This is a genomic window from Parasphingopyxis algicola (genome assembly GCF_013378075.1).
GTDB lineage: Bacteria > Pseudomonadota > Alphaproteobacteria > Sphingomonadales > Sphingomonadaceae > Parasphingopyxis > Parasphingopyxis algicola.
Genome location: NZ_CP051131.1, coordinates 1,296,128 through 1,321,855 on the forward strand (window position 1 = coordinate 1,296,128; position 25,728 = coordinate 1,321,855).

The 25,728-nt window shown below is 62.7% G+C and carries 22 protein-coding genes, 1 tRNA gene and 1 pseudogene; 17 read left to right on the top strand and 7 right to left on the bottom strand.

The features are described 5' to 3' along the window. The first annotated feature begins 65 nt into the window (after positions 1-65). Together HFP57_RS06475 and aat are read left to right on the top strand one after the other, a co-directional pair. Positions 66-797 (top strand): ParA family protein, encoded by a 732-nt coding sequence (locus HFP57_RS06475; RefSeq protein WP_176869021.1) that lies wholly within the window; start codon positions 66-68, stop codon positions 795-797. Positions 798-852: 55 nt separating this feature from the next. Next, entirely contained in the window at positions 853-1,572 is a 720-nt protein-coding gene (gene aat / locus HFP57_RS06480; protein ID WP_176869022.1) for a leucyl/phenylalanyl-tRNA--protein transferase, read from the top strand. 35 nt (positions 1,573-1,607) lie between these two features. Here the strand turns inward: aat and HFP57_RS06485 are convergent. The 6 genes and pseudogenes from HFP57_RS06485 to HFP57_RS06510 form a co-directional block, all read right to left on the bottom strand. Continuing rightward, positions 1,608-1,856 (bottom strand): annotated as a pseudogene (locus HFP57_RS06485) (DUF2155 domain-containing protein); the annotation flags it as partial. Between the two features lie 200 nt (positions 1,857-2,056). After that, positions 2,057-2,605: an outer membrane lipid asymmetry maintenance protein MlaD gene (mlaD, locus tag HFP57_RS06490; protein ID WP_176869023.1), complete on the bottom strand. Its 549-nt coding sequence runs from the start codon at positions 2,603-2,605 to the stop codon at positions 2,057-2,059. Continuing rightward, complete coding sequence (locus HFP57_RS06495) at positions 2,602-2,985, bottom strand: NADH:ubiquinone oxidoreductase subunit NDUFA12 (RefSeq protein WP_176869024.1); 384 nt, start codon at positions 2,983-2,985, stop codon at positions 2,602-2,604. The genes mlaD and HFP57_RS06495 overlap by 4 nt, the downstream gene beginning before the upstream one ends. A 61-nt stretch (positions 2,986-3,046) precedes the next feature. Next, the gene (locus HFP57_RS06500) at positions 3,047-3,574 is read right to left on the bottom strand and encodes a DUF192 domain-containing protein (protein WP_176869025.1); all 528 of its coding nucleotides are present in this window, start codon (positions 3,572-3,574) and stop codon (positions 3,047-3,049) included. 6 nt (positions 3,575-3,580) lie between these two features. Then, entirely contained in the window at positions 3,581-4,171 is a 591-nt protein-coding gene (locus tag HFP57_RS06505) for a cold-shock protein (RefSeq protein WP_176869026.1), read from the bottom strand. A 72-nt stretch (positions 4,172-4,243) separates the two neighbouring features. Next, entirely contained in the window at positions 4,244-4,777 is a 534-nt protein-coding gene (locus HFP57_RS06510) for a regulatory protein RecX (protein WP_246263442.1), read from the bottom strand. A 155-nt stretch (positions 4,778-4,932) separates the two neighbouring features. Between HFP57_RS06510 and HFP57_RS06515 the strand changes: the two genes are divergently transcribed. The 15 genes from HFP57_RS06515 (at position 4,933) to HFP57_RS06585 (ending at position 25,074) form a co-directional block, all read left to right on the top strand. Continuing rightward, positions 4,933-6,666, top strand: coding sequence for a fatty acyl-AMP ligase (locus HFP57_RS06515; RefSeq protein ID WP_176869028.1), 1,734 nt, complete (start codon positions 4,933-4,935; stop codon positions 6,664-6,666). A gap of 99 nt (positions 6,667-6,765) precedes the next feature. Beyond that, positions 6,766-9,099 carry a putative bifunctional diguanylate cyclase/phosphodiesterase gene (locus tag HFP57_RS06520; RefSeq protein ID WP_176869029.1) on the top strand — a complete coding sequence of 778 codons (2,334 nt, stop codon included), beginning with the start codon at positions 6,766-6,768 and terminating at the stop codon, positions 9,097-9,099. Between the two features lie 84 nt (positions 9,100-9,183). Beyond that, a tRNA-Trp gene (locus HFP57_RS06525) sits at positions 9,184-9,259 on the top strand. 145 nt (positions 9,260-9,404) lie between these two features. Beyond that, complete coding sequence (secE, locus tag HFP57_RS06530) at positions 9,405-9,602, top strand: preprotein translocase subunit SecE (protein ID WP_176869030.1); 198 nt, start codon at positions 9,405-9,407, stop codon at positions 9,600-9,602. 26 nt (positions 9,603-9,628) lie between these two features. Further along, positions 9,629-10,165, top strand: a complete 537-nt coding sequence (gene nusG / locus HFP57_RS06535) for a transcription termination/antitermination protein NusG (protein ID WP_176869031.1) — start codon at positions 9,629-9,631, stop codon at positions 10,163-10,165. A gap of 193 nt (positions 10,166-10,358) precedes the next feature. Next, positions 10,359-10,790: a 50S ribosomal protein L11 gene (gene rplK, locus HFP57_RS06540; RefSeq protein WP_176869032.1), complete on the top strand. Its 432-nt coding sequence runs from the start codon at positions 10,359-10,361 to the stop codon at positions 10,788-10,790. A 3-nt stretch (positions 10,791-10,793) separates the two neighbouring features. Beyond that, on the top strand, positions 10,794-11,489 hold the full coding sequence (rplA, locus tag HFP57_RS06545) for a 50S ribosomal protein L1 (RefSeq protein ID WP_176869033.1): 696 nt from the start codon (positions 10,794-10,796) through the stop codon (positions 11,487-11,489). A 285-nt stretch (positions 11,490-11,774) separates the two neighbouring features. Then, complete coding sequence (rplJ, locus tag HFP57_RS06550) at positions 11,775-12,290, top strand: 50S ribosomal protein L10 (protein WP_176869034.1); 516 nt, start codon at positions 11,775-11,777, stop codon at positions 12,288-12,290. Positions 12,291-12,349: 59 nt separating this feature from the next. Continuing rightward, the gene (gene rplL, locus HFP57_RS06555) at positions 12,350-12,730 is read left to right on the top strand and encodes a 50S ribosomal protein L7/L12 (RefSeq protein WP_176869035.1); all 381 of its coding nucleotides are present in this window, start codon (positions 12,350-12,352) and stop codon (positions 12,728-12,730) included. Between the two features lie 147 nt (positions 12,731-12,877). After that, entirely contained in the window at positions 12,878-13,684 is an 807-nt protein-coding gene (locus HFP57_RS06560; RefSeq protein ID WP_176869036.1) for an AraC family transcriptional regulator, read from the top strand. A 43-nt stretch (positions 13,685-13,727) separates the two neighbouring features. Beyond that, the gene (locus tag HFP57_RS06565; RefSeq protein ID WP_176869037.1) at positions 13,728-14,870 is read left to right on the top strand and encodes a 3-keto-alpha-glucoside-1,2-lyase-like domain-containing protein; all 1,143 of its coding nucleotides are present in this window, start codon (positions 13,728-13,730) and stop codon (positions 14,868-14,870) included. A gap of 230 nt (positions 14,871-15,100) precedes the next feature. Beyond that, positions 15,101-19,261 carry a DNA-directed RNA polymerase subunit beta gene (rpoB, locus tag HFP57_RS06570; protein WP_176869038.1) on the top strand — a complete coding sequence of 1,387 codons (4,161 nt, stop codon included), beginning with the start codon at positions 15,101-15,103 and terminating at the stop codon, positions 19,259-19,261. A gap of 56 nt (positions 19,262-19,317) precedes the next feature. Next, positions 19,318-23,511: a DNA-directed RNA polymerase subunit beta' gene (gene rpoC / locus HFP57_RS06575; RefSeq protein ID WP_176869039.1), complete on the top strand. Its 4,194-nt coding sequence runs from the start codon at positions 19,318-19,320 to the stop codon at positions 23,509-23,511. 123 nt (positions 23,512-23,634) lie between these two features. Further along, positions 23,635-24,816 (top strand): glycosyltransferase family 4 protein, encoded by a 1,182-nt coding sequence (locus HFP57_RS06580; RefSeq protein WP_176871180.1) that lies wholly within the window; start codon positions 23,635-23,637, stop codon positions 24,814-24,816. A 45-nt stretch (positions 24,817-24,861) separates the two neighbouring features. Continuing rightward, positions 24,862-25,074: a hypothetical protein gene (locus HFP57_RS06585; RefSeq protein ID WP_176869040.1), complete on the top strand. Its 213-nt coding sequence runs from the start codon at positions 24,862-24,864 to the stop codon at positions 25,072-25,074. 9 nt (positions 25,075-25,083) lie between these two features. Here HFP57_RS06585 and HFP57_RS06590 read toward each other — a convergent pair whose 3' ends face one another. Next, a complete protein-coding gene (locus HFP57_RS06590; RefSeq protein ID WP_246263444.1) occupies positions 25,084-25,677 on the bottom strand; it encodes a PadR family transcriptional regulator in 594 nt (197 codons plus the stop codon). Between the last annotated feature and the right edge of the window lie 51 nt (positions 25,678-25,728).

The following is a 25,728-nucleotide window of genomic DNA, read 5'->3' on the forward strand; positions in this document are numbered from 1 at the left end:
CCAAAATGGGATGGTCGCAGCCATTCGCGTTTGGCGGCGCAGTAGCGGGCCGCTAGACAAGCCTCATGTGCACGATCGCGATCTACAGCATGAAGGGCGGCGTCGGCAAAACGACGCTCGCGGTGAATCTCGCCTGGTGCGCCGCCATGCTGTCGGCGCGCCGGACGCTGTTATGGGATCTCGACCAGCAGGCGGCAGCGACCTTCCTGATGCGCGATGGCAAGAAGCCAAAGCGGCGCGCCGACGGCGTCTACGAACAGGAGGTCAAGCCTCGCAAGCTGATCCGCCGCACCGCTGTCGAGCGGCTCGACCTGCTAGCCGCGGACCCGTCGCTGCGCGATCTCGACCGGTTGTTCTTGAGCTTCGGCAAGAAGAAGAGGCTGGCGAAGATCATCGAGAGCGTTTCGCGCGACTATGACCGCATCATTCTCGATTGTCCGCCGGGCCTGAGCGAAACCAGCGACCAGATATTGCGGGCGGCGGATCTCGTCCTCGTTCCGGTGATCCCCTCCCCGCTTTCGCAGCGCGCCTTTCGCTCGGTCGTCGATCATATCGAACGCCATCACAAGGGGCGCACCGCGATCCTTCCGGTCTATACGATGGTCGACCGCCGCCGGACGCTCCACAAGGAAGCGCTCGAAAACCAGAAGCGCTGGCCGGTCATCCCCTATGCCAGCGCCGTCGAACAGATGGCGAGCCGCCGCCAGCCGGTCGGGGCGTTCGCGCCGCAATCGCCGGCGGGCCAAGCCTTCGCCAAATTGTGGCGCGGCGTCGAACGCAGAATCGCGAAACTCTAACACCGGCCGAAGCGCGGCCGATGACGCGCCATCGCACAGCGACTATATTGGCCGCATGGACCTGCTCGATCCGAACATGTTGCTGCGCGCCTATGCGATCGGCGTGTTCCCGATGGCCGACAGCCGCGATGCGACCGACGTCTTCTGGGTCGAGCCGAAGATGCGCGCGATCCTGCCGCTCGACGGTTTCCGGGTTTCGCACTCGCTCGCGAAAACCATCCGATCCGACCGGTTTCGCGTGACCCGCGATGCGGCGTTCGACCGGGTCGTGAGCGCTTGCGCCGAAGCCCGCCCCGACCGCCCGGACACCTGGATCAACCCGGCGATCCAGTCGGCCTATGGCGCGCTGCATCGGCGCAACCACGCCCATTCGATCGAGTGCTGGCAGGGCGAAGAGCTCGTCGGCGGGCTGTACGGTGTCCGCCTCGGCCGCGCCTTTTTCGGGGAAAGCATGTTCAGCCGTGTCTCGAACGCGTCCAAGGTCGCGCTGGCGCATCTTGTAGCGCGGATGAAAGCGGGCGGTTTTGCGCTACTGGATTGCCAGTTCATGACCGATCACCTCGCCTCGCTCGGCGCGATCGAGATTTCCAAGGACGATTACGCGTCGTTGCTGGATGCGGCGCTGTCTTCACTCGGGCTCGGCGGAACCGGTTCGACCGATTCGGCGACCGGTGCCGATCTTTCGGCGCTCGAAGGGCTGTTCCCGGACGATGCCGGGCCCGACGGTGCGCTCTCGGGATATGTCATTTCGCATGCCTTGGGCCAGACATCGTAGAGCCGGTGCTCGATGACGTTCAGCGCCGGGCGTTCCTTGAACAGCCAGCCTGAAAAGACCCGTTCCCAGCGTTCGTCGCCGCCGCGCAGATTGGTCTCGCGCACGAAGAGCTGGACGAAGGCGCCGGTCAGCCGTTGCGGCTCCCAGGGCGCGGTTCGTTCGCAGGCCCGCAGCCGGATCAGGACATCGCCGACCCGGGTCGATTCGCCCGGCTGAAGCCGGATCTCGCGGGACAGCCCGTTCCGCTTGTTGAGCAGACCAAGCACCGCGACCCGCTCTTCCATCGGCGTGACGCCCGCCAAGTCCACCGGCAGATCGCCGACCTCCTCGATATCGTCGACATTGAGGGTTTCGTCATCGCCCTCGCCGCTGCGATTCTGGTCCAGCGTCAATTCGGTCGCCGGAGCCTCTTCGCTGTCAGCCTCGCCGGACGAGCCGCACGCGGCCAGTGCCAGCAGAGCCGTCGCCGCCACGCCGCCGCGGATCACAGTCCGCCATCCATGCCTTCAGCGCCGAAATCCTCGCTCATCGTGTCACCGATCGGGTCGGCCATCGTATCGCCCATCCCGCTGCCATCGCCGCCGCCCGAATCGTTGATCATCGATCCGATCAGACCGGTCATGTCGATCGCACCCTGGGTGTCGAGGATGACGTCGTCCTCTTGCAGCGAATCTGGCGATCCGCCCGGCAACAGAGCGATATAGCTGCCGCCGAGCAGGCCTTCGCTGGTGATCGCGGCGCTGCTGTCATTCGGCAGGCCCGCACCGGGATCGATCGCCATCCGGACCTCGGCCTGGAAATCGTCGGGATTGAGCGAAACCCCCGTGACCTCGCCGATCGACAGACCCGCCACGCGGACGTCCGTACCGACATCGATACCGCCGACATTCGGGAAATAGGCGGTCACTTCGATCGCGTCGCTGCCCGCGCCGCTCGCCGTGCGGCCGATAAAGGCGAAGACGAGCCAGATCGCCGCGACGACGACGACGAGGCCGACTAGAGCCTCGAGCAGATGGTTGCGGACGGCGCTCAACTGGGGCTCCACGCCTCATAGTCGCCGCTCGCACCGGCGCGCTTGCCGCCCGACTCGAGCGCGCCGGCCGGGCGATAGGCGGCTCCGGTGCCGGTCATGTTGGCGCTGTAGGGCGCTTCCCATTCGCGGGCGGACGGAAGGCTCTGATCCGGTACGTCCTCCACGGTCTGGTGGAGCCAGCCATGCCACTCCGCCGGCACATTGCTCGCATCGTTGCCGCCGGCATAGATAACCCAGCGCCGGCGCGGCGCCTTCTTGCTTTCATAATAACGGTTGCCGGCCGAGTCCTCGGCAACGAAGCGGCCCTTGCGCCACGAATGAAGGGCGGTGCCGATCGTCGCGCCTTCCCACCAAGTGAAGATCTTTTTCAAAAGTCCCATAAGGATTGGCGTTTAGCGCCTCTTCGCGGGGACGCCAACTGTTCTTGCGCCCGGTAGCCGCTTATTCCGGCAGAGAGGGCCCGTCGGGCCAGCTGACATGGTCGCCGGCATCGATGCCGAGCGCCGCGGCGCGCCCGCCATCGATCTCCAGCACCGCAATCACCGGTTCGGACGAATAGTAGGAATCGAGCGTATAGGGCTCGGTCTCCCGCGCGATATTGGTAATGACGCCGTCCGCGCGGATGAAGATCATGTCGAGCGGGATCAGCGTATTGCGCATCCAAAAACTCGCCAGACGCGGAAAATCGAACGGAAAGATCATGCCGCCATTCTCGGGCAGCGATTCGCGGAACATCAGTCCGCGACGCTGCTCCTCCGGGGTGATCGCCGCTTCGACGTCGAACACATGATCGTCGGCGCCGGTCCGGATCGTCACAGAAATCGTCTCCGCGACGCTTTCCGCATTCGCGGATGCAGCCGGTTCAGGCGCAGCAGGAGGATCGGCGAGAAGCTGGGATTCGGCACCGCACCCCAAGAGCGTCAGCGCGATCGGCGTGCCGAGCAGCGCGCGATGGAAAAACTCGGTCATGTCCCGCTATTCGCAATGCGCGAGCGCTACCGCAAGGGGCCCCTTCCCGCCATCGGCGATGCGCGCACGCAGCCGGTCGCCGGTGTCGATTTCCCCGAGACCCGAACGCCGGACGATCTCCATATGGACGAAGACATCGCGATCCTGATCCTCGCGAACGAGAAAACCGTACCCTTTCAAGCGGTTGAACCATTTCACCGTCACCGGCTCGAAGTCCCCGGCGGCTTCTTCCAGGGCATCCTGTTCGCGTCGGCTGGCGCCCGATTGCTGTTCGGAAAAGTCGTCGCATCCGTCGAGGTCGATCGAGAGTATCTCGGTCGCCTGCCGGCCGCGCTCACGCTCGACGAATACGCATTCGAGGCGCGCCCCTTCGGGAAGCGTGCGCCGGCCGTGATCCCGCAGGATCGAGAAGTGGACGAGAATGTCCCCATCGCCATCGTCGGGAACCAGAAAGCCGTAACCGCGCGTACCGTCGAACCATTTGACGACACCGGACGCACGGGACACGCCGTCTTCCGATGCGCCCTCAAAGGCAGCATCATGCGCGGCGTCGTCCGACGCAGCATCGAAAGCCACTGCGTTCCGTTCGGATGTCATGCATCGTCCCCTGTTACGGCAATTATCTAACACAGATTCTTGCGCTCTTGAAAGGGTCTTAAAAAGCCTCTGCTAGTCTTCCCGTTCCGGGACGATGCCCGGTTCCGCCTCGATGAATTTTCGTGCCAGTTCATAGGGGTGCCCCGCGCGGATCATGGCGGCCAGCGCTTTCCGCCGGCGGTCCCGATCTGGCGTTTTCGGGGCGAAAGGGCCGAAGCGCCGTTTGCGGGCAAAGGCGAGCGCGGAATCCCAAGCATTGGCGCCCGCCAGCTCGCGGGCAGCTTCGCCATCGGTCTCCTCGATACCCGCCGCATAGAGCGCCTGCTCGACCCGCCGTTCGCCATAACCGCGCCGCGCCAGCGAGGCGGCGCGCGCACTAGCGAAAGCAGCGTCGTCAATATAGCCGAGTTCGGAGAATTTCTCGGCCAGTTCTCCGATTGCGGGCGCGCGATCTTCCGACCAGCCGCGTTCGCGCACCTTGCGCGCGAGATAGGTCCGCAACTTGGCACGCGTCGTGGCGTAACGGCCTACGTAGAAGAGCGCGAGCTGCTCCAGGCTTTTGCGATCCAGCGGCGGACGGGGTTTTTTGCGGGTTCGGCCGGTCATGCGCCATCTTTGTGCCATAGTGGAGCCGGATTTTGAACGCGGCTGATCGGCTAAGCAGCCAGCCAGAGGAATTCCGGTCGTGACGATGGCGGGCCGCACACCGCGAAAAGCGGGCATGGCGCCGGTTACGGCATAGGCAGCATTTGAAGGAAATCATGGCAGATTCTCTCCAACCGACACCTATTCATGACGAATTGCCGCGCCGCTTTGCCGATTTCGGCACGCTGGGCGAAGCGCTGGATTACGCGGCTCGGGGCGAGCGCGGCTTCAACTTTCACGACGCCCGCGGCAATCTGGTCCGCCCCTATCCCTATAGCGAACTGCGCACCGATGCGATCGCGGCGGCCAAGCGCTTGATCGATTTCGGGATCAAGCCGGGCGACCGGGTTGCGCTGATTGCGGACACCGAGCCGCAATTCTGCGCGCTCTTTTTCGGCGCCGTCTATGCGGGCGCGCTGCCGGTTCCGTTGCCGCTGCCGACGTCGTTCGGCGGCAAGGAGGGCTATATCGACCAGCTCGCCGTGCAGCTGCGCAGTTCGGAACCGCAGCTCCTGCTCTACCCGGCCGAGATCGCCGAAATCTCGCATGCCGCCGCGAAAGCCTGTTCGGTTCCCGGCGAGGATTGGGACAGCTTTGCCGAGCGTGCCGCGCCCGATACTGACTTCCCGGAAGCGACGCCCGATGATATCGCCTATCTGCAATATTCGAGCGGCTCGACGCGGTTCCCGCACGGCGTGATCATCAGCCACAAGGCGCTGCTGCACAATCTGGGTTCGCACGCCAACGGCATGCTGATCGGCAAGGACGACCGCTGCATTTCCTGGCTCCCTTTCTATCACGATATGGGCCTGGTCGGCTGCATGCTGTCGATGGTCGCGAACCAGGTGTCGACCGACTATCTGAAGACTGCCGATTTCGCCCGGCGCCCCCTCGCCTGGCTCGATCTGATCAGCCGCAATCCGGGCACGTCGTGCAGCTATTCGCCGACCTTCGGCTACGACATCTGCGCGCGCCGGATCGGCAGCCAGTCGAACGTCAAGGAACGCTTCGACCTATCGCGCTGGCGGCTGGCGGGCAACGGCGCCGACATGATCCGGCCCGACGTCATGCAGCATTTCACCGACGCCTTCGTCGATGCAGGTTTCGATCCCAAATGTTTCGTACCGAGCTATGGGCTGGCCGAAGCAACCCTCGCGGTTACGCTCATGCCGGCCGGCGAAGGGATCATCGTAGATCTGGTCGAGGAGAGCGAACTCTCCGGCGTGCCCAAGGCCGACAATGACGAACCGCTCCGTTACCGGGCGATCGTCAATTGCGGCAAGGCGGTGCGCGATACGACCATCGAGATCCGCGACGAAGACGGTTCGATCCTGCCGGACAAGGCGATCGGCCAGGTCTGGGTGCAGGGGCCGGCGATCATGGACGGCTATTTTCGCGATCCCGAAGCGACCGATGCCTGCATGAAGGATGGCTGGCTTGATACCGGCGACATGGGATATCTTTCGGACGGCTATCTCTACGTCGTCGGCCGCGCCAAGGACATGATCATCATCAACGGCAAGAATCACTGGCCGCAGGATATCGAATGGGCCGTCGAACAGCTGCCGGGATTCAAGTCGGGCGACATCGCGGCTTTCGCGATCACGGCGCCTGGCGGCGAGGAAACGCCGGCGGTTCTCGTGCAGTGCCGCACATCCGACATTAACGAACGGACAAGACTTCACGGCATGATCCGCGAGAAGGTGCGCGCGATCACCGGGATGAACTGCGTCATCGAACTCGTCCCGCCGCGGACCTTGCCACGCACCAGCTCAGGCAAGCTCAGCCGGGCCAAGGCGCGCAATCTCTATCTTTCCGGCGCAATCCAGCCCTACGACATCGCGGCCTGACCAAGTCCGTCGAGATACTAAGGGTAAAATCGGCGTTAACCGTGCTGTTCCGGGTTTCGGAAAGGCTTTTTCCGCTATCCCTCCGCGAAAGGGACAGCAATGGTAGCCATCGACACCAACCAGCTCGGTTGGCTGGAAATTCTCGGCCTTCGGGAACCGCAAGACGGTGAATGGAAGCTCGTGCGGGCGGCGCAGCTGCGCGAACTGAGCAGGAATTCGCTGCTTCCGGTCGTCGCGGTGCTGCTTGCGACGCTCTCATCGGCCTCGCTCTTCTGGAATAGCGTCCCCGGCGAGATTATGGCCCTCTGGCTGATCATCCTTTTCATCGGGCTTGTCTCGATCGCGTCGGCGCGCCGCGCCAACCTCAAGCGGACCGGCGGCGCGCGCCGATCCGATCTCATGATGGCGGTGGCGAATTGCACGATCCTCGGCCTGTTCTGGTCGATCCCGCCAATATTTTTCGCGCAATATGGCAATATGGAACAGATCATCACGATCGCCGCCTTCAGCCTCGCGCTGATGGGTGCGACGGCGCTGATGCTCAATGTCGTGCCGCTGGCCGGGATCATGCTCAATGGCATGATCGGGGTCAGCCTCAGCGTGATGCTGTTCAACCAAGGGCTGACATTGCTGGCTGCGCTGACCTTTTCCTACGGCCTGTGCCTGACCTTCACGATGCTCATCAACGGACGCTCGGTTATCGGCCGGTTGCGCACCGACATAGCGCTCGCCGAACAGCGCGAGGTCGTGAAGCTCATGCTGCGCCAGGAAAATTCGGCGGAGAGTGACTGGCTGTGGCAGGTCGATGCGCGCAAATGCATCATCGAGCCCTCACAACGCTTCGCAGCGGCTGCCTCGATGGACACCGCCGCACTGGAGGGCATGCCGCTCCTCGACCTTCTCGCCGGACCCGAATGGCGGCAGGAAGCGCTGAGCGACGAGATCCGCGAACTGCTCAAGAAGATGCAGGCCGGCCGCACGTTCAGCGAATTCATGCTTCCGGTGCGGATCGACGACGAAGAGCGCTGGTGGAAAATCTCCGGTACACCGCGGCTGAGCGCCAATCGCCATGTCATCGGCTATCGCGGTGTGATCGCCGACGTCACGGATCGCGAGGCGATCGAGCGGCGCATCTACCATATGGCGCATTTCGACGCGCTGACCGGGCTGCCCAATCGCGCCTACACGAACGACCTGCTGCGCGACAGAATCGCCAACGCGGCCGCCAACAGCCAATATTGCGCCTTCCTCATGATCGACCTCGACCGGTTCAAGGCGATCAACGATACGTCCGGCCATCCAATCGGCGACAAGCTGCTCGAACAGGTTGCGGAGCGTCTCAACGGCCTGCTCCGGCTTGGTGACAAATGCGGGCGGCTGGGCGGCGACGAGTTCGCCATGGTCATCGCGAATTTCCGGTCTTCCGAAGATCTCGACAGGCGCGCACGCGAGATAATCGTTCGTTTGTCCGAAGGCTATACAGTCGAAGACCAGCTCTTGCATATCGGCGCAAGCGTAGGTTCGGCGGTCTACCCCAAGGATGGCGGCACGGCGGCCGCTCTGCTGCGCAAGGCCGATCTGGCCCTGTACCGGGCCAAGGGCAGCGGCCGCGGCACCCATTCGCCCTATGAACCGGCGTTGCTTCACAAGGCCGAAGAACGCCGCGCGATCGAAAGCGCACTGCGCGAGGCGATCGAAAAGGGCGAGTTACACCTCGTCTACCAGCCGGTGGTGACGCTGGCGTCGCGGGAGATTGCCGGGTTCGAGGCGTTGCTGCGCTGGACCAGCCCGACCCTAGGCGAGGTGCCGCCGGAAAAATTCATCCCGATCGCCGAAGAGACGCGCCTCATCGACCCGATCGGCGAATGGGTATTCCGCGAGGCCTGTTCCGAAGCCGCGACCTGGCCCGACCAATATCGACTGGCGGTCAACCTGTCCGCCGGCCAACTGCGCAACCCGCGGCTCAGCGAGGCGATCGTTTCGGCGCTATCCGACTCGGGCCTCGCCCCGACCCGTCTCGAGCTCGAAACGACGGAAGCCATTTTGAGCAGCGACAGCGAACAGGCGATTCAGACGTTCGAGCAATTGCGCGGTCTCGGCGTGACGATGGCGCTAGACGATTTCGGCACCGGCTATTCGACACTGGGCTTTATCGGCCGGACCAGCTTCAATTCGATCAAGATCGACAGGCGCTTCATTCGGGATGCCGAAAGCGGCTCCAAATCGAGCATTGCGATCATTCGCGCCGTGATCGCCATGGCCGACAGCCTCGGCATCGCGACGATCGCGGAAGGTATCGAAAACGACCAGCAATATGTGATCGCCGAGAAGCTCGGTGTGGCGCAGGTCCAGGGCTATTTCCTAGACCGCCCGATGGGCCGCGAGGACGTGTTGAACCGGATCGGCGCCGCGCCCGGGCGGGCGGTCGCCTGAACAGCCGAAGAAACGCGCGGAATCGGCGACAATATCCTTGCATCCCGGCCCCTGCCCCGTTAAACGCGCGCATCTCGGACTCGGAGGAGCGTAGCTCAGTTGGTAGAGCATCGGTCTCCAAAACCGAGGGCCGTGGGTTCGAGTCCCTCCGCTCCTGCCATCCGGTCTTCGATTGGTCCGGCAGGCACGCCTTGAAAGGGCGGCTTGCGGGTCCGAGATAGAGTTTAACACTCGCGCCGATGTCGGCTGACAGAGCCGATGGCGGCGTGTGTGCGTTTTGGTTTTGAATGAGGTAGTTGGGAACGATGGCAAAGGTTAGCCCAGGCGAGTTCGTTCGGCAGGTCCGCGCCGAGACGTCCAAGGTCGTCTGGCCGACGCGTCAGGAGACGATTCAGACGGGTGTCATGGTGATGATCATGACCTTCATCCTCGCCATGTTCTTCCTCGGCGTGGATTCGTTCTTCAACATGATCGTCCGTTTCCTCATCGGCCTCGTCAGCTAAAAACAGCTTTCAGCTAAGGGTATTCCATGTCGCGCTGGTACATCATTCACGCCTATTCGGGCTTCGAGAACAAGGTGCGGGACGCCATCATGGCGGAAGCCACGCGCATGGGTCTCGAACAGCTGGTCGAGGAAGTCGAAGTGCCGACCGAGGAAGTGACCGAGGTCAAGCGCGGCAAGAAGGTACAGACCGAGCGGAAATTCTTCCCCGGCTATGTGCTGGCCAAGCTCAACATGACCGACGATGTCTACCACCTCGTCAAGAATACGCCGAAGGTGACCGGTTTCCTGGGATCGAGCGGCAAGCCGCAGCCGATCAGCGAGGCCGAAGCCGCGCGCATCCTCAACACGAAGGAGGAGGCCGCTGCGGCGCCGAAGCAGAAGATCAATGTCGATTACGAGATCGGCGACCAGATCAAGGTGCTCGACGGCCCGTTCGCCAGCTTCAACGGCGTGGTCGAAGAACTCGATTTCGACCGGGCCCGAGTCAAGGTCTCGGTTTCGATCTTCGGCCGCGCGACACCGGTCGAACTGGAATTCGAGCAGGTCGAACTGGTCAAATGACGCGATAGCGTCATCCCGGACTTGATCCGGGATCCAGAGCCAAGAGCGATAACGCTTGCCGCCCTGGACTCCGGATCAAGTCCGGAGTGACGAAAAAGGAATTGTACGAGTTTCCGGATGGTCCGGAAAATGCGGGAGGCAGGGCCACTGCCGTTTGAACCGCTAAGCCAAGAGAAAAGGTGAGACTGAAACAATGGCAAAGAAAATCGACGGCTATATCAGCCTGCAGGTCCCTGCGGGCACGGCCAATCCCTCCCCGCCCCTCGGGCCCGCATTGGGCCAGCGCGGCGTCAACATCATGGATTTCTGCAAGGCGTTCAACGCCGCGACGCAGGACATGGAAAAGGGCGCTCCGATCCCGACCAAGATCACGGTCTATGCGGATCGCAGCTTCACTTTCGTCACCAAGACGCCGCCGGCCAGCTATATGCTGAAAAAGGCGGCCAAGCTGAAAAAGGGCGCGAGCACCGTCGGCACCGAAATCGTCGGCCAGATCAAGCGCTCGCAACTCGCCGAGATCGCCGAAGCGAAGATGGTCGATCTGAACGCGAACGACATCGAAGCCGCAACCCGCATCATCGAAGGCTCTGCCACGTCGATGGGCCTTGAAGTGGTGGAGGGCTAAATCATGGCGAAGCTCACGAAAAAGCAGAAAGCACAGCTCGAAACCGTCGATCGCGAAAAGCTGTACGCGTCGGACGAAGCGCTGAAAATCGTCAAGGGCAACGCGACCTCGAAGTTCGACGAGACGATCGAAATCGCTTTGAACCTCGCGGTCGATCCGCGCCATGCCGACCAGATGGTCCGCGGCGTGGTCTCGCTGCCGTCGGGCACGGGCAAGGACGTCCGCGTCGCCGTGTTTGCCAAGGATGCGAAGGCCGAGGAAGCCAAGGAAGCCGGAGCCGATACGGTCGGCGCCGAGGACCTGATGGAAGCCATGCAGGGCGGCGATATCAACTATGACCGGGTCATCGCGACGCCGGACATGATGGGTGTCGTCGGCCGTCTCGGCAAGGTGCTGGGCCCGAAAGGCCTGATGCCGAATCCGAAGCTCGGCACCGTGACCCCCGATGTCGCGAAAGCGGTCCAGGACGCCAAGGGCGGCCAGGTCGAGTTCCGCGCCGAAAAGGCCGGCATCGTCCATTCGACGATCGGCAAGGCGAGCTTCTCCGAAGCAGACCTCAAGAAGAATTACGACGCATTTGTCGGCGCCATCGTGAAGGCTCGTCCTTCGGGCGCCAAGGGCAAATATATCAAGAAGATCGCCGTCAGCTCGACCATGGGCGCCGGCGTGAAGGTTGATCCGGCGGAAGCTGGAGCGTAAAGGGCTTCCCGGCTCTTCGGAGCCAGGATTCGGCCGAAAGCGATTTCGCGTTCGGTCAGACCGTCCGAGACAGCTGGTGAGGGCAATTGGGTCCTCTTAATTTCCAGCCAAGACGGGGAAAGTTTCTGACGGGCGCTTCCGTGCGATAGGAGCCCCGGTCTGCTGCGGCGCCAGCCGTTTCAGGCAACCGACCCCTCGGACATTTCGAACGGACCAACGGGCATGTGCCTGGCGGTTCATAATGGTCGGCGGATGCTCCGCCGACTTGAAGAAGGAGTGCGATATATGGATCGAGCTCAAAAGACCGAGGCGGTTGCCGAACTGAACCGCACCTTCACCGAGGCGGGCGTGATCGTCGTGACGCGCAACCTCGGCCTCAGCGTCGCTGAATCCAGCGATTTGAGGGCGAAGATGCGTGAAGCCGGTGCCAGCTTCAAAGTATCGAAAAACAGGCTTGCCAAGATTGCGATCAAGGACACGCCGTACGACCCGCTCAGCGATCTGCTGAACGGACCGACGGCACTGGCTTGGTCGGACGATCCGGTAGCGGCCCCCAAAGTGGTGGCCGAATTCGCGAAAGCGAACGACCGGCTCGAAATCGTCGGCGGGGCGATGGGCGAAACCGCCCTCGACCTTGACGGCGTGAAGGCGTTGGCTGCCCTGCCCTCGCTCGACGAACTGCGTGGCAAGATCGTGGGTCTGCTCAATGCGCCCGCGACCAAGGTCGCCCAGCTCGCCAATGCACCGGCATCCAAGCTGGCTCGCGTTTTCGGCGCCTATGGCGCGTCGGAAGCCGCCTGATTTTCGAATAGCTCAAAACTGAACTGACGGGGCCGACGCGCCCCAATTGGAGACTTAAAATGGCAGATCTTGATAAACTCGTGGACAGCCTTTCCGAGCTGACCGTTCTGGAAGCCGCTGAACTGGCGACCAAACTCGAAGAAAAATGGGGCGTTTCGGCTGCGGCTGCGGTTGCGGTTGCCGGCCCTGCCGGCGGCGCCGGTGGCGACGCTCCGGCGGCTGAAGAGAAGGACGAATTCGACGTCATTCTCACCGGCGACGGCGGCAAGAAGATCCAGGTGATCAAGGAAGTTCGCGCCATCACCGGCCTCGGCCTCGGCGAAGCCAAGGCGCTCGTCGAAGGTGCGCCGAAAGCCGTCAAGGAAGGCGTCAACAAGGCGGAAGCCGAAGAAATCAAAGGCAAGATCGAAGAGGCCGGCGGTACCGTCGAACTCAAATAAGCCTTTCGGATTTTCCGAACGCAAGACGGGGCGGTGCAGCGATGCGCCGCCCCTTTTTCGTGCGCGACGCCGCGCCATCTTGCCTTTTCCGAACCAAATCGTGAAACTGGCGATGTGGTTGAGCCTGTCCGCTTGGATCCGACATCGATGGCCCCGGACCATTCGCTGGGTTATTATCGTGCATGGCACATCGCCCCTGCCGACACCCTTCCCTTCGACATGCTGTGGACCAGCCGCGCGCCCGAGCGGAAAACGGCCGCCCATCACTTTCTGCCCTTCGTGGAACCGAGCATCGTCGTCCGTCGAAAACGGCGCCGTGAAGCGGTGGAATATAACACGGCCAGTCTGTGTGTCAGCAGCGCGTTTCCCGACTCAGGCTGGTACGATCCGGAGCCCGAGGAAGAGCTTATCGGCTTGCGGTTGCGGCCGGAAACGAGTTCGGCTCAACTCGGCATTTCTCCCCGCGATTACCGCGACCTTGAACCTGTCGAGGTGCCGCGCCGTTTGCGTGATTTGCTGTCCGACGTGCTGCGTAGTGCCGAACGGGGAAGGAGCGCGGACGTTGCCCGCGCGCTGCAGGACGGGTTGTTGCGGATCGCGGCGCCCAGCCGGACCGGCGCTGCCAGCACATCCGCCCACTTCATCCGGGCGCGCAATGGCCGGATATCCTGTAAGGAGCTCGCCCAAATTACCGGGCTGAGCGAGCGGCAAATGCGGCGTGCCTTTGTCGATGAGTTCGGCACGGCACCGAAGTCTTACGCCCGGCGGCTCCGGCTGACGACGGCGATCGTCCGGGCCGAAACGGGATCGGGCGGGGGTTGGGCGGACATCGCCCTGGCCTCGGGCTATAGTGATCAGTCCCACCTCATTCGAGACTGCCGGGCGCTTACCGGCTTGAGCCCCCGCGCGCTGATGAAAGAACGCCGGGCAATGTCCGCTTTGTTCAATAATTGACGGCAGTGTTTGCGGCATAGCTCCACCCGAAGGAGTTATCGCCATGCGTTTGTCATTGCCGGGCCTGTTCATCGCAGCCCATCTCATCGCGTCGCCCGGATCGGCGCAACCCCAAATCACCGAGGACATCATGATGTTCGAGGGCCGGCAGCTCAACATCGCCGCGCGCGCGGCACGGATCGAACAGGTCTATGGACGCGAAGCGCTCTACCTGGAAAATGGACGAGCCTGGTTCGCGGATACCGAATTCGCCAACGGAGTGATCGAATATGATATCGCGTTCGACGACGCGCGCGGATTTGCCGGCCTGATGTTTCGCGCCGAAAATCCGCAGCGGCTCGAATATATCTATCTTCGTCCCGCCAATTCCGGCGACTTCGACGCGATTCAATATGCGCCGATCGAGAATGGAAACACGGCCTGGCAGATTTTCGCCGACGGCAATGCGCTGCAAGACGCCTCGTTCATTTTCGACGGCTGGAATCATGTGCGCATAGTTGTCGTGGGGGATCAGGCGGATGTGTTCGTCAACGGTGGGCGCGAGCCCGTCCTCCACGTCCCGGACCTCAAGACCGATATCGCTTCGGGCGGATTGGGCTTTCGCACCCATGGCCCCAATCCTGCGAGCCATATATCGAATATCGTGGCTCGCCCGCTCCGGCCCGGAGAGGCCACCGTCGGCACCCCCGCCGCGGAAACCGGACTGCCCGAAGGCGGGATTCCGCAATGGGCGGTGTCTTCGCCGTTCGACGAAACCGTCGTCGAGAGCGCGACGCGCCTGCCCGACCTTCCCGGCGAGCTCGACTGGACGCTGCTCGACGTTGAAACCAATGGAACGGCGAACATCTCGCGGCTTCACCCGAGAACGCCTGGCTCCGATACCGTTCTGGTGGCCGCGACAATCGTGTCGGATGCCGAGCGGACGGTTCTGATGCGCTTCGGCTATGCCGATCGCGCCCGCATCTTCCTGAACGGTCAGTTGCTGTTCACGGGAAACTCCACCTTCAACAGCCGCTATTCCCGTTTCCTCGGTATCATCGGCCTGCATGACGGCGTTGGCTTGCACCTGGAGCCCGGTCGCAACGAGCTTGTCGTCGCCCTGTCGGAAACGTTCGGCGGTTGGGGCTGGACGGCGGCGATCGAAGACCGGAGCGGCCTTTCGATCGCCGCCGCAGATATCGAATAAAAAGGCGGAACAGCTATTTGACACGCCCCTCCCCCGTTCCTATATCGCCTCCATCACCGCTGCCGTTCGAGCAATGATGCGAATTTGCGCGCCGCATCACAGGAATGGATCGGCTTCGGTTTCATAGACGCTGAAAGCTGCGGACTCCCCGGTTTCGAGGACAGGGAGTCTTGCGGCTTTTTGTCGTCTCTGCGCTGCGAAATTAGAGCAGAAACCGAGGCAAATACTCCATGGCGACCAAGGCGAAAGCGGTAGATCAGAGCCGCACCAAGCGTATCCGCAAGATTTTCGGCGATATTCACGAAGTGATCGAGATGCCGAACCTCATCGAGGTTCAGCGCGACAGCTACGAACAGTTTCTCCGCTCCAATCCCGAGATCGATTACATCTCTGGCCTGGAAAAGACGCTCCGCTCGGTCTTCCCGATCCGCGATTTCGCCGGCACCGCCGAGCTCGATTTCGTCCATTACGAACTCGAACCGCCCAAATATGACACCGAGGAATGCCGCCAGCGCGGGATCACCTATGCCGCGCCGATGCGCGTCACCCTGCGCCTGATCGTCTTCGAGGTCGATCCCGACACCGAGACCCGCTCCGTTCTCGATATCAAGGAGCAGGACGTCTATATGGGCGACATGCCGTTGATGACCGACAACGGCACCTTCCTGATCAACGGCACCGAGCGCGTCATCGTCTCGCAGATGCACCGTTCGCCGGGTGTGCTGTTCGACCATGACCGGGGCAAGACCCATGCTTCGGGCAAATATCTGTTCGCCGCGCGCGTCATTCCCTATCGCGGCTCCTGGCTCGATTTCGAGTTCGACGCCAAGGACATCGTCAACGTCCGTATCGACCGCAAGCGGAAATTGCCCGTCACCGCGCTGCTGCATGCACTGGGCCTGACGAGCGAGGAAATCCTCCAGCAATTCTACGACACGGTGACCTACAAGCGGGCCAAGGACGGCTGGGAAATCCCGTTCGTCGCCGATGCGTGGCGCGGTCAGAAGCCGGCCTTCGACATCGTCGACGCCAAGTCCGGCGAAGTCGTGTTCGCTTCGGGCCAGAAGGTCACGCCGCGAGCCGCCAACAAGGCGGAGAAGGACGGCCTCAAGAACCTGCTGATCCCGACCGAGGAAATTTTCGGGCGCTACAGCGCGTTCGACCTGATCAACGAGAAGACCGGCGAGATCTATATCGAGGCCGGCGACGAGGTGACCGAGGAAAATCTCGAGAAACTCGACGGCGCGAAGATCAAGGAACTGGTGCTGCTCGACGTCGACCATGTCACGACCGGCCCGTGGATCCGCAACACGCTGAAGGCCGACAAGGCCGAGGATACCGACCAGGCGCTGGCCGATATCTACCGCGTGATGCGCCCTGGCGAACCGCCGACGCGCGAAACCGCCGATGCGCTGTTCGAGGGTCTGTTCTTCGACGGCGAACGCTACGACCTGTCCGGCGTCGGCCGCTGGAAGCTCAACATGCGCCTCGATCTCGACGCGCCGGAAGACCTGACGACCCTGCGCAAGGAAGACATCCTTGCCGTCGTCAAGGAACTGGTCGACCTGAAGGACGGCAAGGGCGAGGTCGACGATGTCGACAACCTCGCCAACCGTCGCGTCCGTTCGGTCGGCGAGCTGCTCGAAAACCAGTATCGCGTGGGCCTCTTGCGTATGGAGCGCGCGGTCAAGGAACGCATGAGCTCGGTCGACGTGTCGACGGTGATGCCGAACGACCTGATCAACGCGAAGCCGGCGGTAGCCGCGGTTCGCGAGTTCTTCGGCTCGTCGCAGCTCTCGCAGTTCATGGACCAGACCAACCCGCTCTCCGAAGTCACCCATAAACGCCGCGTCTCGGCGCTCGGGCCGGGCGGCCTGACCCGTGAGCGCGCCGGCTTCGAGGTCCGCGACGTCCACCCGACCCATTATGGCCGGATCTGCCCGATCGAGACGCCCGAAGGCCCGAATATCGGCCTGATCAACTCTCTCGCCTCGTTCAGCCGGGTCAACAAGTATGGCTTTATCGAAACGCCGTATCGGCGCGTGGTCGACGGCAAGGTGACCGACGAGGTCGTCTATCTCTCCGCCATGGAAGAGCAGAAGCACACGGTCGCCCAGGCCAATGCCGAACTCAACAAGGATGGCAGCTTCGTCGAGGAAATCGTGTCCTCGCGCCAGGCCGGCGAGTTCCTGATGGCGCAGCGCGAACAGATCACCCTGATGGACGTGTCGCCGAAACAGCTGGTTTCGGTCGCCGCCTCGCTGATCCCGTTCCTCGAGAATGATGACGCCAACCGCGCGCTCATGGGCTCGAACATGCAACGCCAGGCCGTGCCGCTCGTGAAGGCCGAAGCACCGCTCGTCGGCACCGGCATGGAAGCGACCGTGGCCCGCGATTCCGGCGCCGCCGTCGTCGCCAAGCGCGGCGGCATCGTCGACCAGGTCGATGCGACGCGTATCGTTATTCGCGCTTCGGGCGAGGTCGATGCCAATGAGAGCGGCGTCGACATCTACACGCTGATGAAGTTCCAGCGCTCGAACCAGAACACCTGCATCAATCAGCGTCCGCTCGTGAAGGTGGGCGAGATGGTCGAGGCTGGCGACGTTCTCGCCGACGGTCCGTCGACCGAATATGGCGAGCTGGCGCTCGGCAAGAACACGCTCGTCGCGTTCATGCCGTGGAACGGCTACAATTACGAGGATTCGATCCTCATCTCCGAGCGTATCGTGAAGGACGACGAATTCACCTCGATCCATATCGAGGAATTCGAAGTTATGGCGCGCGACACCAAGCTCGGCCCCGAAGACATCACCCGCGATATCCCCAACGTTGGCGAGGAAGCGCTGCGCAACCTCGACGAGGCGGGCATCGTCTATATCGGCGCCGAAGTGCATCCGGGCGATATCCTCGCGGGCAAGATCACGCCGAAGGGCGAATCCCCGATGACGCCGGAAGAAAAGCTGCTCCGCGCGATCTTCGGCGAAAAGGCGTCTGACGTGCGCGATACGTCGCTCCGCCTGCCTCCGGGTGTTGCCGGAACGGTGGTCGAGGTCCGGGTGTTCAACCGCCACGGCATCGACAAGGACGAACGCGCCCTGGCGATCGAACGCGAGGAAATCGAACGCCTCCGCAAGGACGCCGACGACGAACGCGCCATCCTCAACCGCGCCACCTATGGCCGGCTCAAGGAAATGCTGACGGGCCACACCGCTACTGCGGCGCCCAAGGGCGTGACCAAGGGCACGAAGCTGACCGCCGCCGTTCTCGACGATGTCGAGAAGCACGACTGGTGGCAGTTCGCGGTCAAGAACGACAAGCGCCAGGGCGAACTCGAGCTCGTCAAACAGCAATATGACGAAGCGGCCGATAAGATCGAAGCGAAGTTCGAAGACCGGCGCGAGAAGCTCGAGCGGGGCGACGAACTGCCGCCGGGCGTTCTCAAGATGGTCAAGGTCTTCGTCGCGGTGAAGCGCAAGCTGCAGCCGGGCGACAAGATGGCCGGCCGGCACGGCAACAAGGGCGTGATTTCGCGTATCCTGCCGCAGGAGGACATGCCGTTCCTCGAGGACGGCACGCCGGTCGACATCGTGCTGAACCCGCTGGGCGTGCCCTCGCGCATGAATGTGGGGCAGATTTTCGAAACCCATCTCGGCATGGCCGCGCGCGGCCTCGGTCGGCAGATCAGGGGCGCGCTCGAGGATTGGCGCCATGCCAATCCGGATGCCAAGGCCGGCAAGGCCCCGTCGGCGGTCCGCGATGCGATGAAGACCGCCTATGGCGAGCCCTATCATGACAGCATCAAGGCGCTCGACGACGACAAGGTCGTCGAGATGGCGGGCCGGCTGACCAACGGCGTTCCGATGGGCACTCCGGTGTTCGACGGCGCGCGCGAAGGCGATGTGTCCGACATGCTCGATCTCGCCGGGCTCGACCAGAGCGGCCAGGTCGTCCTGTATGACGGCCGGACGGGCGACCGGTTCGACCGCAAGGTGACGGTAGGCTATATCTACATGCTCAAACTGCATCACCTGGTGGACGACAAGATCCACGCCCGCTCGATCGGACCGTACAGCCTCGTTACCCAGCAGCCGCTGGGCGGCAAGGCGCAGTTCGGCGGCCAGCGCTTCGGCGAAATGGAGGTCTGGGCGCTCCAAGCCTATGGCGCCGCATACACCTTGCAGGAAATGCTCACGGTCAAGTCCGACGATGTCGTCGGCCGGACCAAGGTCTACGAGGCGATCGTCAAGGGCGACGATACCTTCGAGGCCGGCATTCCCGAGAGCTTCAACGTGCTCGTCAAGGAAATGCGCTCGCTGGGCCTCAGCGTCGATCTCAAATCGCTCTCCGAAGAGGGCGAGGATGAGGAAGACCTGCCCGAAGCCGCCGAGTAAATCAGAATATCCAGTCCCCCGCTCGCTGACCGGGCGGGGGCAGACAAGGATCAGACATGAACGAACTGACCAATTTCCAGAACCCCGTCGCCAAACCGGAGACGTTCGACCAGATCCAGATCGGCCTTGCGAGCCCCGAGAAGATTCGTAGCTGGTCTTTCGGCGAGATCAAGAAGCCGGAAACGATCAACTATCGCACGTTCAAGCCCGAGCGTGACGGTCTGTTCTGCGCGCGCATTTTCGGTCCGATCAAGGATTATGAGTGCCTGTGCGGCAAGTATAAGCGGATGAAATACAAGGGCATTGTCTGCGAGAAATGCGGTGTCGAAGTCACCGTGTCGAAGGTCCGCCGCGAACGGATGGGGCATATCGACCTCGCGGCGCCGGTTGCGCATATCTGGTTCCTGAAGTCGCTGCCGAGCCGCATCGGTCTTCTGCTCGACATGCAGCTCAAACAGCTCGAACGGATTCTCTATTTCGAACAATATGTCGTCATCGAGCCGGGCCTTACCGCACTGGAGAAATTCCAGCTGCTGACCGAAGACGAGCTGCTCGAAGCGCAGGACGAATATGGCGAGGACGCCTTCTCCGCCGGCATCGGCGCCGAGGCCGTCAAGCATATGCTGATCGATCTCGATCTCGAACAGGAAAAGGAAGATCTGCTCGAGGATCTGGCGACGACCAAGTCGACGCTGAAGCCGAAGAAGATCATCAAGCGGCTGAAGGTCGTCGAGAGCTTCATCGAGAGCGGCAACCGCCCCGAATGGATGATCCTCGACATCGTGCCGGTCATCCCGCCCGAGCTGCGCCCGCTGGTGCCGCTGGACGGCGGCCGCTTCGCGACGTCGGATCTCAACGATCTCTATCGCCGCGTGATCAACCGCAACAACCGCCTCAAGCGCCTCATGGAGCTGCGCGCGCCGGACATCATCGTCCGCAACGAGAAGCGCATGTTGCAGGAATCGGTCGACGCTCTGTTCGATAACGGCCGCCGCGGCCGGACGATCACGGGCGCCAACAAGCGTCCGCTGAAGAGTCTTTCGGACATGCTCAAGGGCAAACAGGGCCGCTTCCGCCAGAACCTGCTCGGCAAGCGCGTCGACTATTCTGGCCGGTCGGTCATCGTGACAGGTCCGGAACTCAAGCTGCACCAGTGCGGTCTGCCGAAGAAGATGGCGCTCGAACTGTTCAAGCCGTTCATCTACGCCCGCCTCGACGCCAAGGGCCTCTCCATGACGCTCAAACAGGCCAAGAAATGGGTCGAGAAGGAGCGCAAGGAAGTCTGGGATATCCTCGACGAGGTGATCCGCGAACATCCGGTCATGCTGAACCGCGCGCCGACGCTTCACCGCCTCGGCATCCAGGCGTTCGAGCCGGTCCTGATCGAGGGCAAGGCGATCCAGCTGCACCCGCTGGTCTGCGCCGCGTTCAACGCCGACTTCGACGGCGACCAGATGGCCGTGCACGTCCCGCTGAGCCTCGAGGCCCAGCTGGAAGCGCGCGTGCTGATGATGTCCACGAACAACATCCTCTCGCCCGCCAACGGCAAGCCGATCATCGTCCCCTCGCAGGACATGGTGCTCGGCATCTACTATCTGTCTATGGACCGCGAAGGCGAGCCGGGCGAAGGATCGATCCTCGCCGACATCACCGAAGTGCATCAGGCGCTCGAGGTCGGCGCTGTGACGCTCCACTCGAAGATCACGAGCCGCGTCCCGCAGACGGACGAAGACGGCAACACCTATATGCAGCGCGTCGAGACCACGCCGGGCCGCATGCTGATCGGCGAAAAGCTGCCCCAGTCGCACAAGGTGCCGTTCGAAACGATCAACCGCCTCCTCACCAAGAAGGAGATCGGCGACGTTATCGATATCGTCTATCGCCACACGGGCCAGAAGGACACTGTGCTGTTCGCCGACGGCATCATGGCGCTGGGCTTCCGCCACGCGTTCAAGGCCGGCATCTCGTTCGGCAAGGACGACATGATCATCCCCGACGCGAAGGACCCGCTCGTCGAGGAAACTCGCGCGCTGGTGGCCGATTACGAGCAACAGTATCAGGACGGCCTGATCACCCAGCAGGAAAAGTACAACAAGGTGATCGACGCCTGGAGCCGCTGTTCGGACCAGGTCGCCAATGCGATGATGGACGAGATCCGGGCGACGCCGAAGGATGACGACGGCCGCGAGAAGGAGATCAACTCGATCTACATGATGTCGCACTCCGGCGCCCGCGGCAGCCCCGCCCAGATGAAGCAGCTGGCCGGCATGCGCGGCCTGATGGCCAAGCCGTCGGGCGAGATCATCGAGACGCCGATCCTGTCGAACTTCAAGGAAGGCCTGACGGTTCTCGAATATTTCAACTCGACCCACGGCGCCCGCAAGGGCCTCGCGGATACGGCGCTCAAGACGGCGAACTCGGGTTATCTGACCCGTCGCCTGGTCGACGTGTCGCAGGATTGCACGATCGTCGAGGAAGACTGCAAGACGAAGAACAGCCTGGAGATGAAAGCCATCGTCCAGGGCGGTTCGACCATTGCGACGCTGTCCGAGCGTATCCTCGGCCGCACGGCTGCCGAAGACATTGTCGACGGCAAGACCGACGAGGTGATCGTCAAGGCCGGTCAGATGATGGACGAACCGATGGCGCTTGCCGTCGAGGAATCCGGCGTCCAGTCGGTCCAGATTCGTTCGCCGCTGACCTGCGAATCGAAGGTCGGCGTGTGCGGCAAATGCTATGGTCGCGACCTCGCCCGCGGTACGCCGGTGAATATCGGCGAAGCGGTCGGCGTTATCGCCGCCCAGTCGATCGGCGAGCCTGGCACTCAGCTGACGATGCGGACCTTCCATATCGGCGGCGCCGCTCAGCTCAACGAGCAGTCGAACCTCGAATCGCCGGCCGACGGCAAGCTCGAATATCGCGAGCTCAACGCCATCGTCGACAGCAAGAAGCGGACGCTGGCTCTCTCCCGTTCGGGCGAACTCGCGATCATCGACGAGGAAGGCCGCGAAGTCGGCGTGTTCCGTGTTCCCTATGGCGCACGTCTGCTCCAGAAGGACGGCGAAAAGGTCGCCAAGGGCGATCGGATCGCCGAATGGGATCCGAGCTACGCCCCGGTCATCACCGAAAAGGGCGGTACGGCGAAGTTCCAGGACATTGTCGACGGACGCACGGTCAAGGAAGAGACCGACGAAGCGACGGGCATCACCCAGCGCGTCGTGACCGAAGACCAGGCCAAGTCCAAAAAAGACGATCTCAAGCCGCGCATCACGCTGCTTGACGCCGATAGCGGCGAGGCAGGCGTCTACCGCCTGATCCCCGGCGCGGTCATCTCGGTCGAGGACGGCCAAGAGCTGCACGAGGGCGATATCGTCGCCCGACTGCCGCGCGAAGCCGCCAAGACGCGCGACATCACCGGTGGTCTGCCTCGCGTCGCCGAGCTTTTCGAAGCCCGCGTTCCGAAGGACAATGCGGTCATTGCCAAGATCGACGGGCGCATCGAATTCGTCCGCGACTATAAGGCGAAGCGCAAGATCGCGATCGTTCCGGAAGAGGGCGATCCGGTCGAATATCTGATCCCCAAGACCAAGATCATCGACGTGCAGGAAGGCGATTTCGTCAAGAAGGGCGACGACCTCGTTGCCGGTTCGCCCGATCCGCACGACATTCTCGAAGTTCTCGGCGTCGAGGCGCTGGCCGAATATCTCGTTTCCGAGATCCAGGAGGTTTATCGTCTGCAGGGCGTGAAGATCAACGACAAGCATATCGAGACGATCGTTCGTCAGATGCTTCAGAAGGTCGAAATCACCGATGGCGGCGACACCACGCTGCTCGCCGGCGAACAGCTCGACGAAGCGGAAATGAACGAGATCAACGAGAAGCTTGGCAAGGGCAAGAAGAAGGCCCAGGGCAAGCCCGTGCTGCTCGGCATTACCAAGGCGTCGCTGCAGACCCGCAGCTTCATCTCGGCCGCCTCGTTCCAGGAAACGACGCGCGTCCTCACCGAGGCCGCCGTCCAGGGCAAGATCGATACGCTGCAGGGCCTGAAGGAAAACGTCATTGTCGGCCGGTTGATCCCGGCGGGCACCGGTGCGGGCATGAACCGCGTCCGGGTGACGGCGTCCTCGCGCGATGCTGCACTGCGTGCCCAGCAGAAGAAGATGCAGGACGCGATGCTCGCCGCCCAGGAAGCCGCCGCCGAACCGGCAGAGGAAGAGGCGACCGCCGAGACGGAGGCCAGCGAAAGCTAAGCCCTGTCCGGTCCTGCCAAGGAAAACAGCCCCGCCGGTGCGATCCGGCGGGGCTTTTTCACGTCGCGCCGGGCTCCCTCGCCCGGCATTGGCCTTTCGGACGCAAGCGATTATCCCGTCATGATGAACGTCACCGATCTCCGCATCGCCCTGTTCAGCGGCAACTATAACTATGTCCGCGACGGCGCGAACCAGGCCCTCAACCGGCTGGTAGGCTATCTGCTGAGCCAGGGCGCCGCCGTGCGCGTCTATTCACCGACGGTCGAGGAACCCGATTTCGAGGCGACCGGCGATCTCGTCCATGTCCCCGCTCTCGCGCTTCCCGGCCGGGCCGAATATCGGGCGCCGTTGCGCCTGCCCGGCAATGTGCGGCGGGATATCGCCGATTTCGCACCCAATATTTTTCACATAGCGAGCCCCGAAATACTCGGCCATCGCGCGCTCAGCCTCGCACGGCGCTGGGAGATTCCCGCCGTCGCTTCGGTCCATACGCGCTTCGAAACCTATCCGCGCTACTACGGCCTGACCTTTCTCGAGCCACTCGTCGTCGCCCTGCTTCGGCGCTTCTACCGCCGCTGCGACGCGATCTTCGCGCCATCCGAATCCATGGCGCAGATCTTGCGCGAACAGCGGATGAGCTACGATGTAGGCATCTGGTCCCGCGGCATCGATCGTGAGATATTCCATCCCGAACATCGCGACCTCGCTTGGCGGCGAAGCCACGGGATAGAGGATGATGAGGTCGTGATCGGTTTCGTCGGGCGGCTCGTCATGGAGAAGGGCCTCGATGTCTATTCGGACGCGATCGACCAACTCGAACGGCGCGGCGTACGGCATCGAGTCCTCGTGATCGGCGAAGGGCCCGCGCGCGACTGGTTCGAGCGGAGGCTGCCGAACGGCGTGTTCGTGGGTTTCCAGAAAGGTGCCGATCTCGGCCGGGCCGTGGCCTCGCTCGACATGCTGTTCAATCCGAGCATTACCGAAACGTTCGGCAATGTGACGCTCGAAGCGATGGCGGCGGGCCTCCCGGTCGTCGCCGCGAAGGCAACCGGAAGCCAAAGCCTCGTTGACGACGGTGTCACGGGGCGGCTCGTCCGCCCCGGCGCGATCGAGGCCTTTGCCGATGCGCTGCAACTCTATTGCGAGGACGAGGAAGCCCGCAAAGCGGCGGGCGTCGCAGGATGCCGGGCGAGCGAGCGCTATGGTTGGGATCAGGTGAACCAGGCGCTCGTCGACGGCTATCTGCGTGTTCTACGGCAGCGCAGCGACGGCGTGACCGGTCCGCCGCGCAGCCCGGTGCCCTAGGGTCGCGTTGGCTTTACCTGAGCGAAACCATCTGCCGCTATCCGTGTGGCAATGGTTCCGTGGCTCAAATTCCTGATCAGTTTCGCCTTTCTCGGATTGGGGATAGCGGTTTTCCTGATCCGCCTCGACGCCGTCGGATTCGCGGCCTTTCTCCTCATTTCGGGGATCGGCTCCATGATCTCGACCTGGGTATTCAAAAACCACGCGACGGCCGAGCAGATCCGCGAGGATCTGGACGCCCGCCTCGACAGTGATTGAACGGTCCGGTCAAAGCCGCTCGATCCGCTGCGCCGCCTCGTCAAGAATATCGGTCACTTCGCGGACCAGCGCTTCGTCGATGCCTTTTTCCGATAGTCGGTGTCCGAGTACCGCGAACAGATTGCCCATTGCCCGCTTGACCGACGCGCTGTCGCCGCGCCGCGCGCTTTCACCGTGCCGCGAAAGACGCGCCATCAGCGCATCGACCTCTTCGGTCTTCTGTTCGAGTTCCGCCCGCCCCTCGTCGGTGATTGCAAAAGCCTTGCGGGCGCCATCGCTCTCCAGCGCCTCGATCAGGCTGCTATCCTCGAGCAGACTCAACGTCGGATAGATCACGCCGGCGCTCGGCACATATTGGCCGTCGGTCATGTCTTCGATGGCGCGGATCAGGTCATAACCGTGGCGCGGCTCCTGCTCGATCAGCTTGAGCAGGACGAGCCTGAGTTCGCCGGAGTCGAACATCCGGCGGCGGCGACGGCGGCGGCCGCGGGTACCCCAATCGCCGAAATCGCTGTTCCAGCCGCCAAACTGCATGGCCAACAGCGCCTCGGGGAGGCCCATTCCACGCCGCGAGCCGCAACTGCGCCAATATCGATAGGTCATCATATATCTCCTGAACCTTGGACTCTTCGATCTATCTAAAATATATCTTAG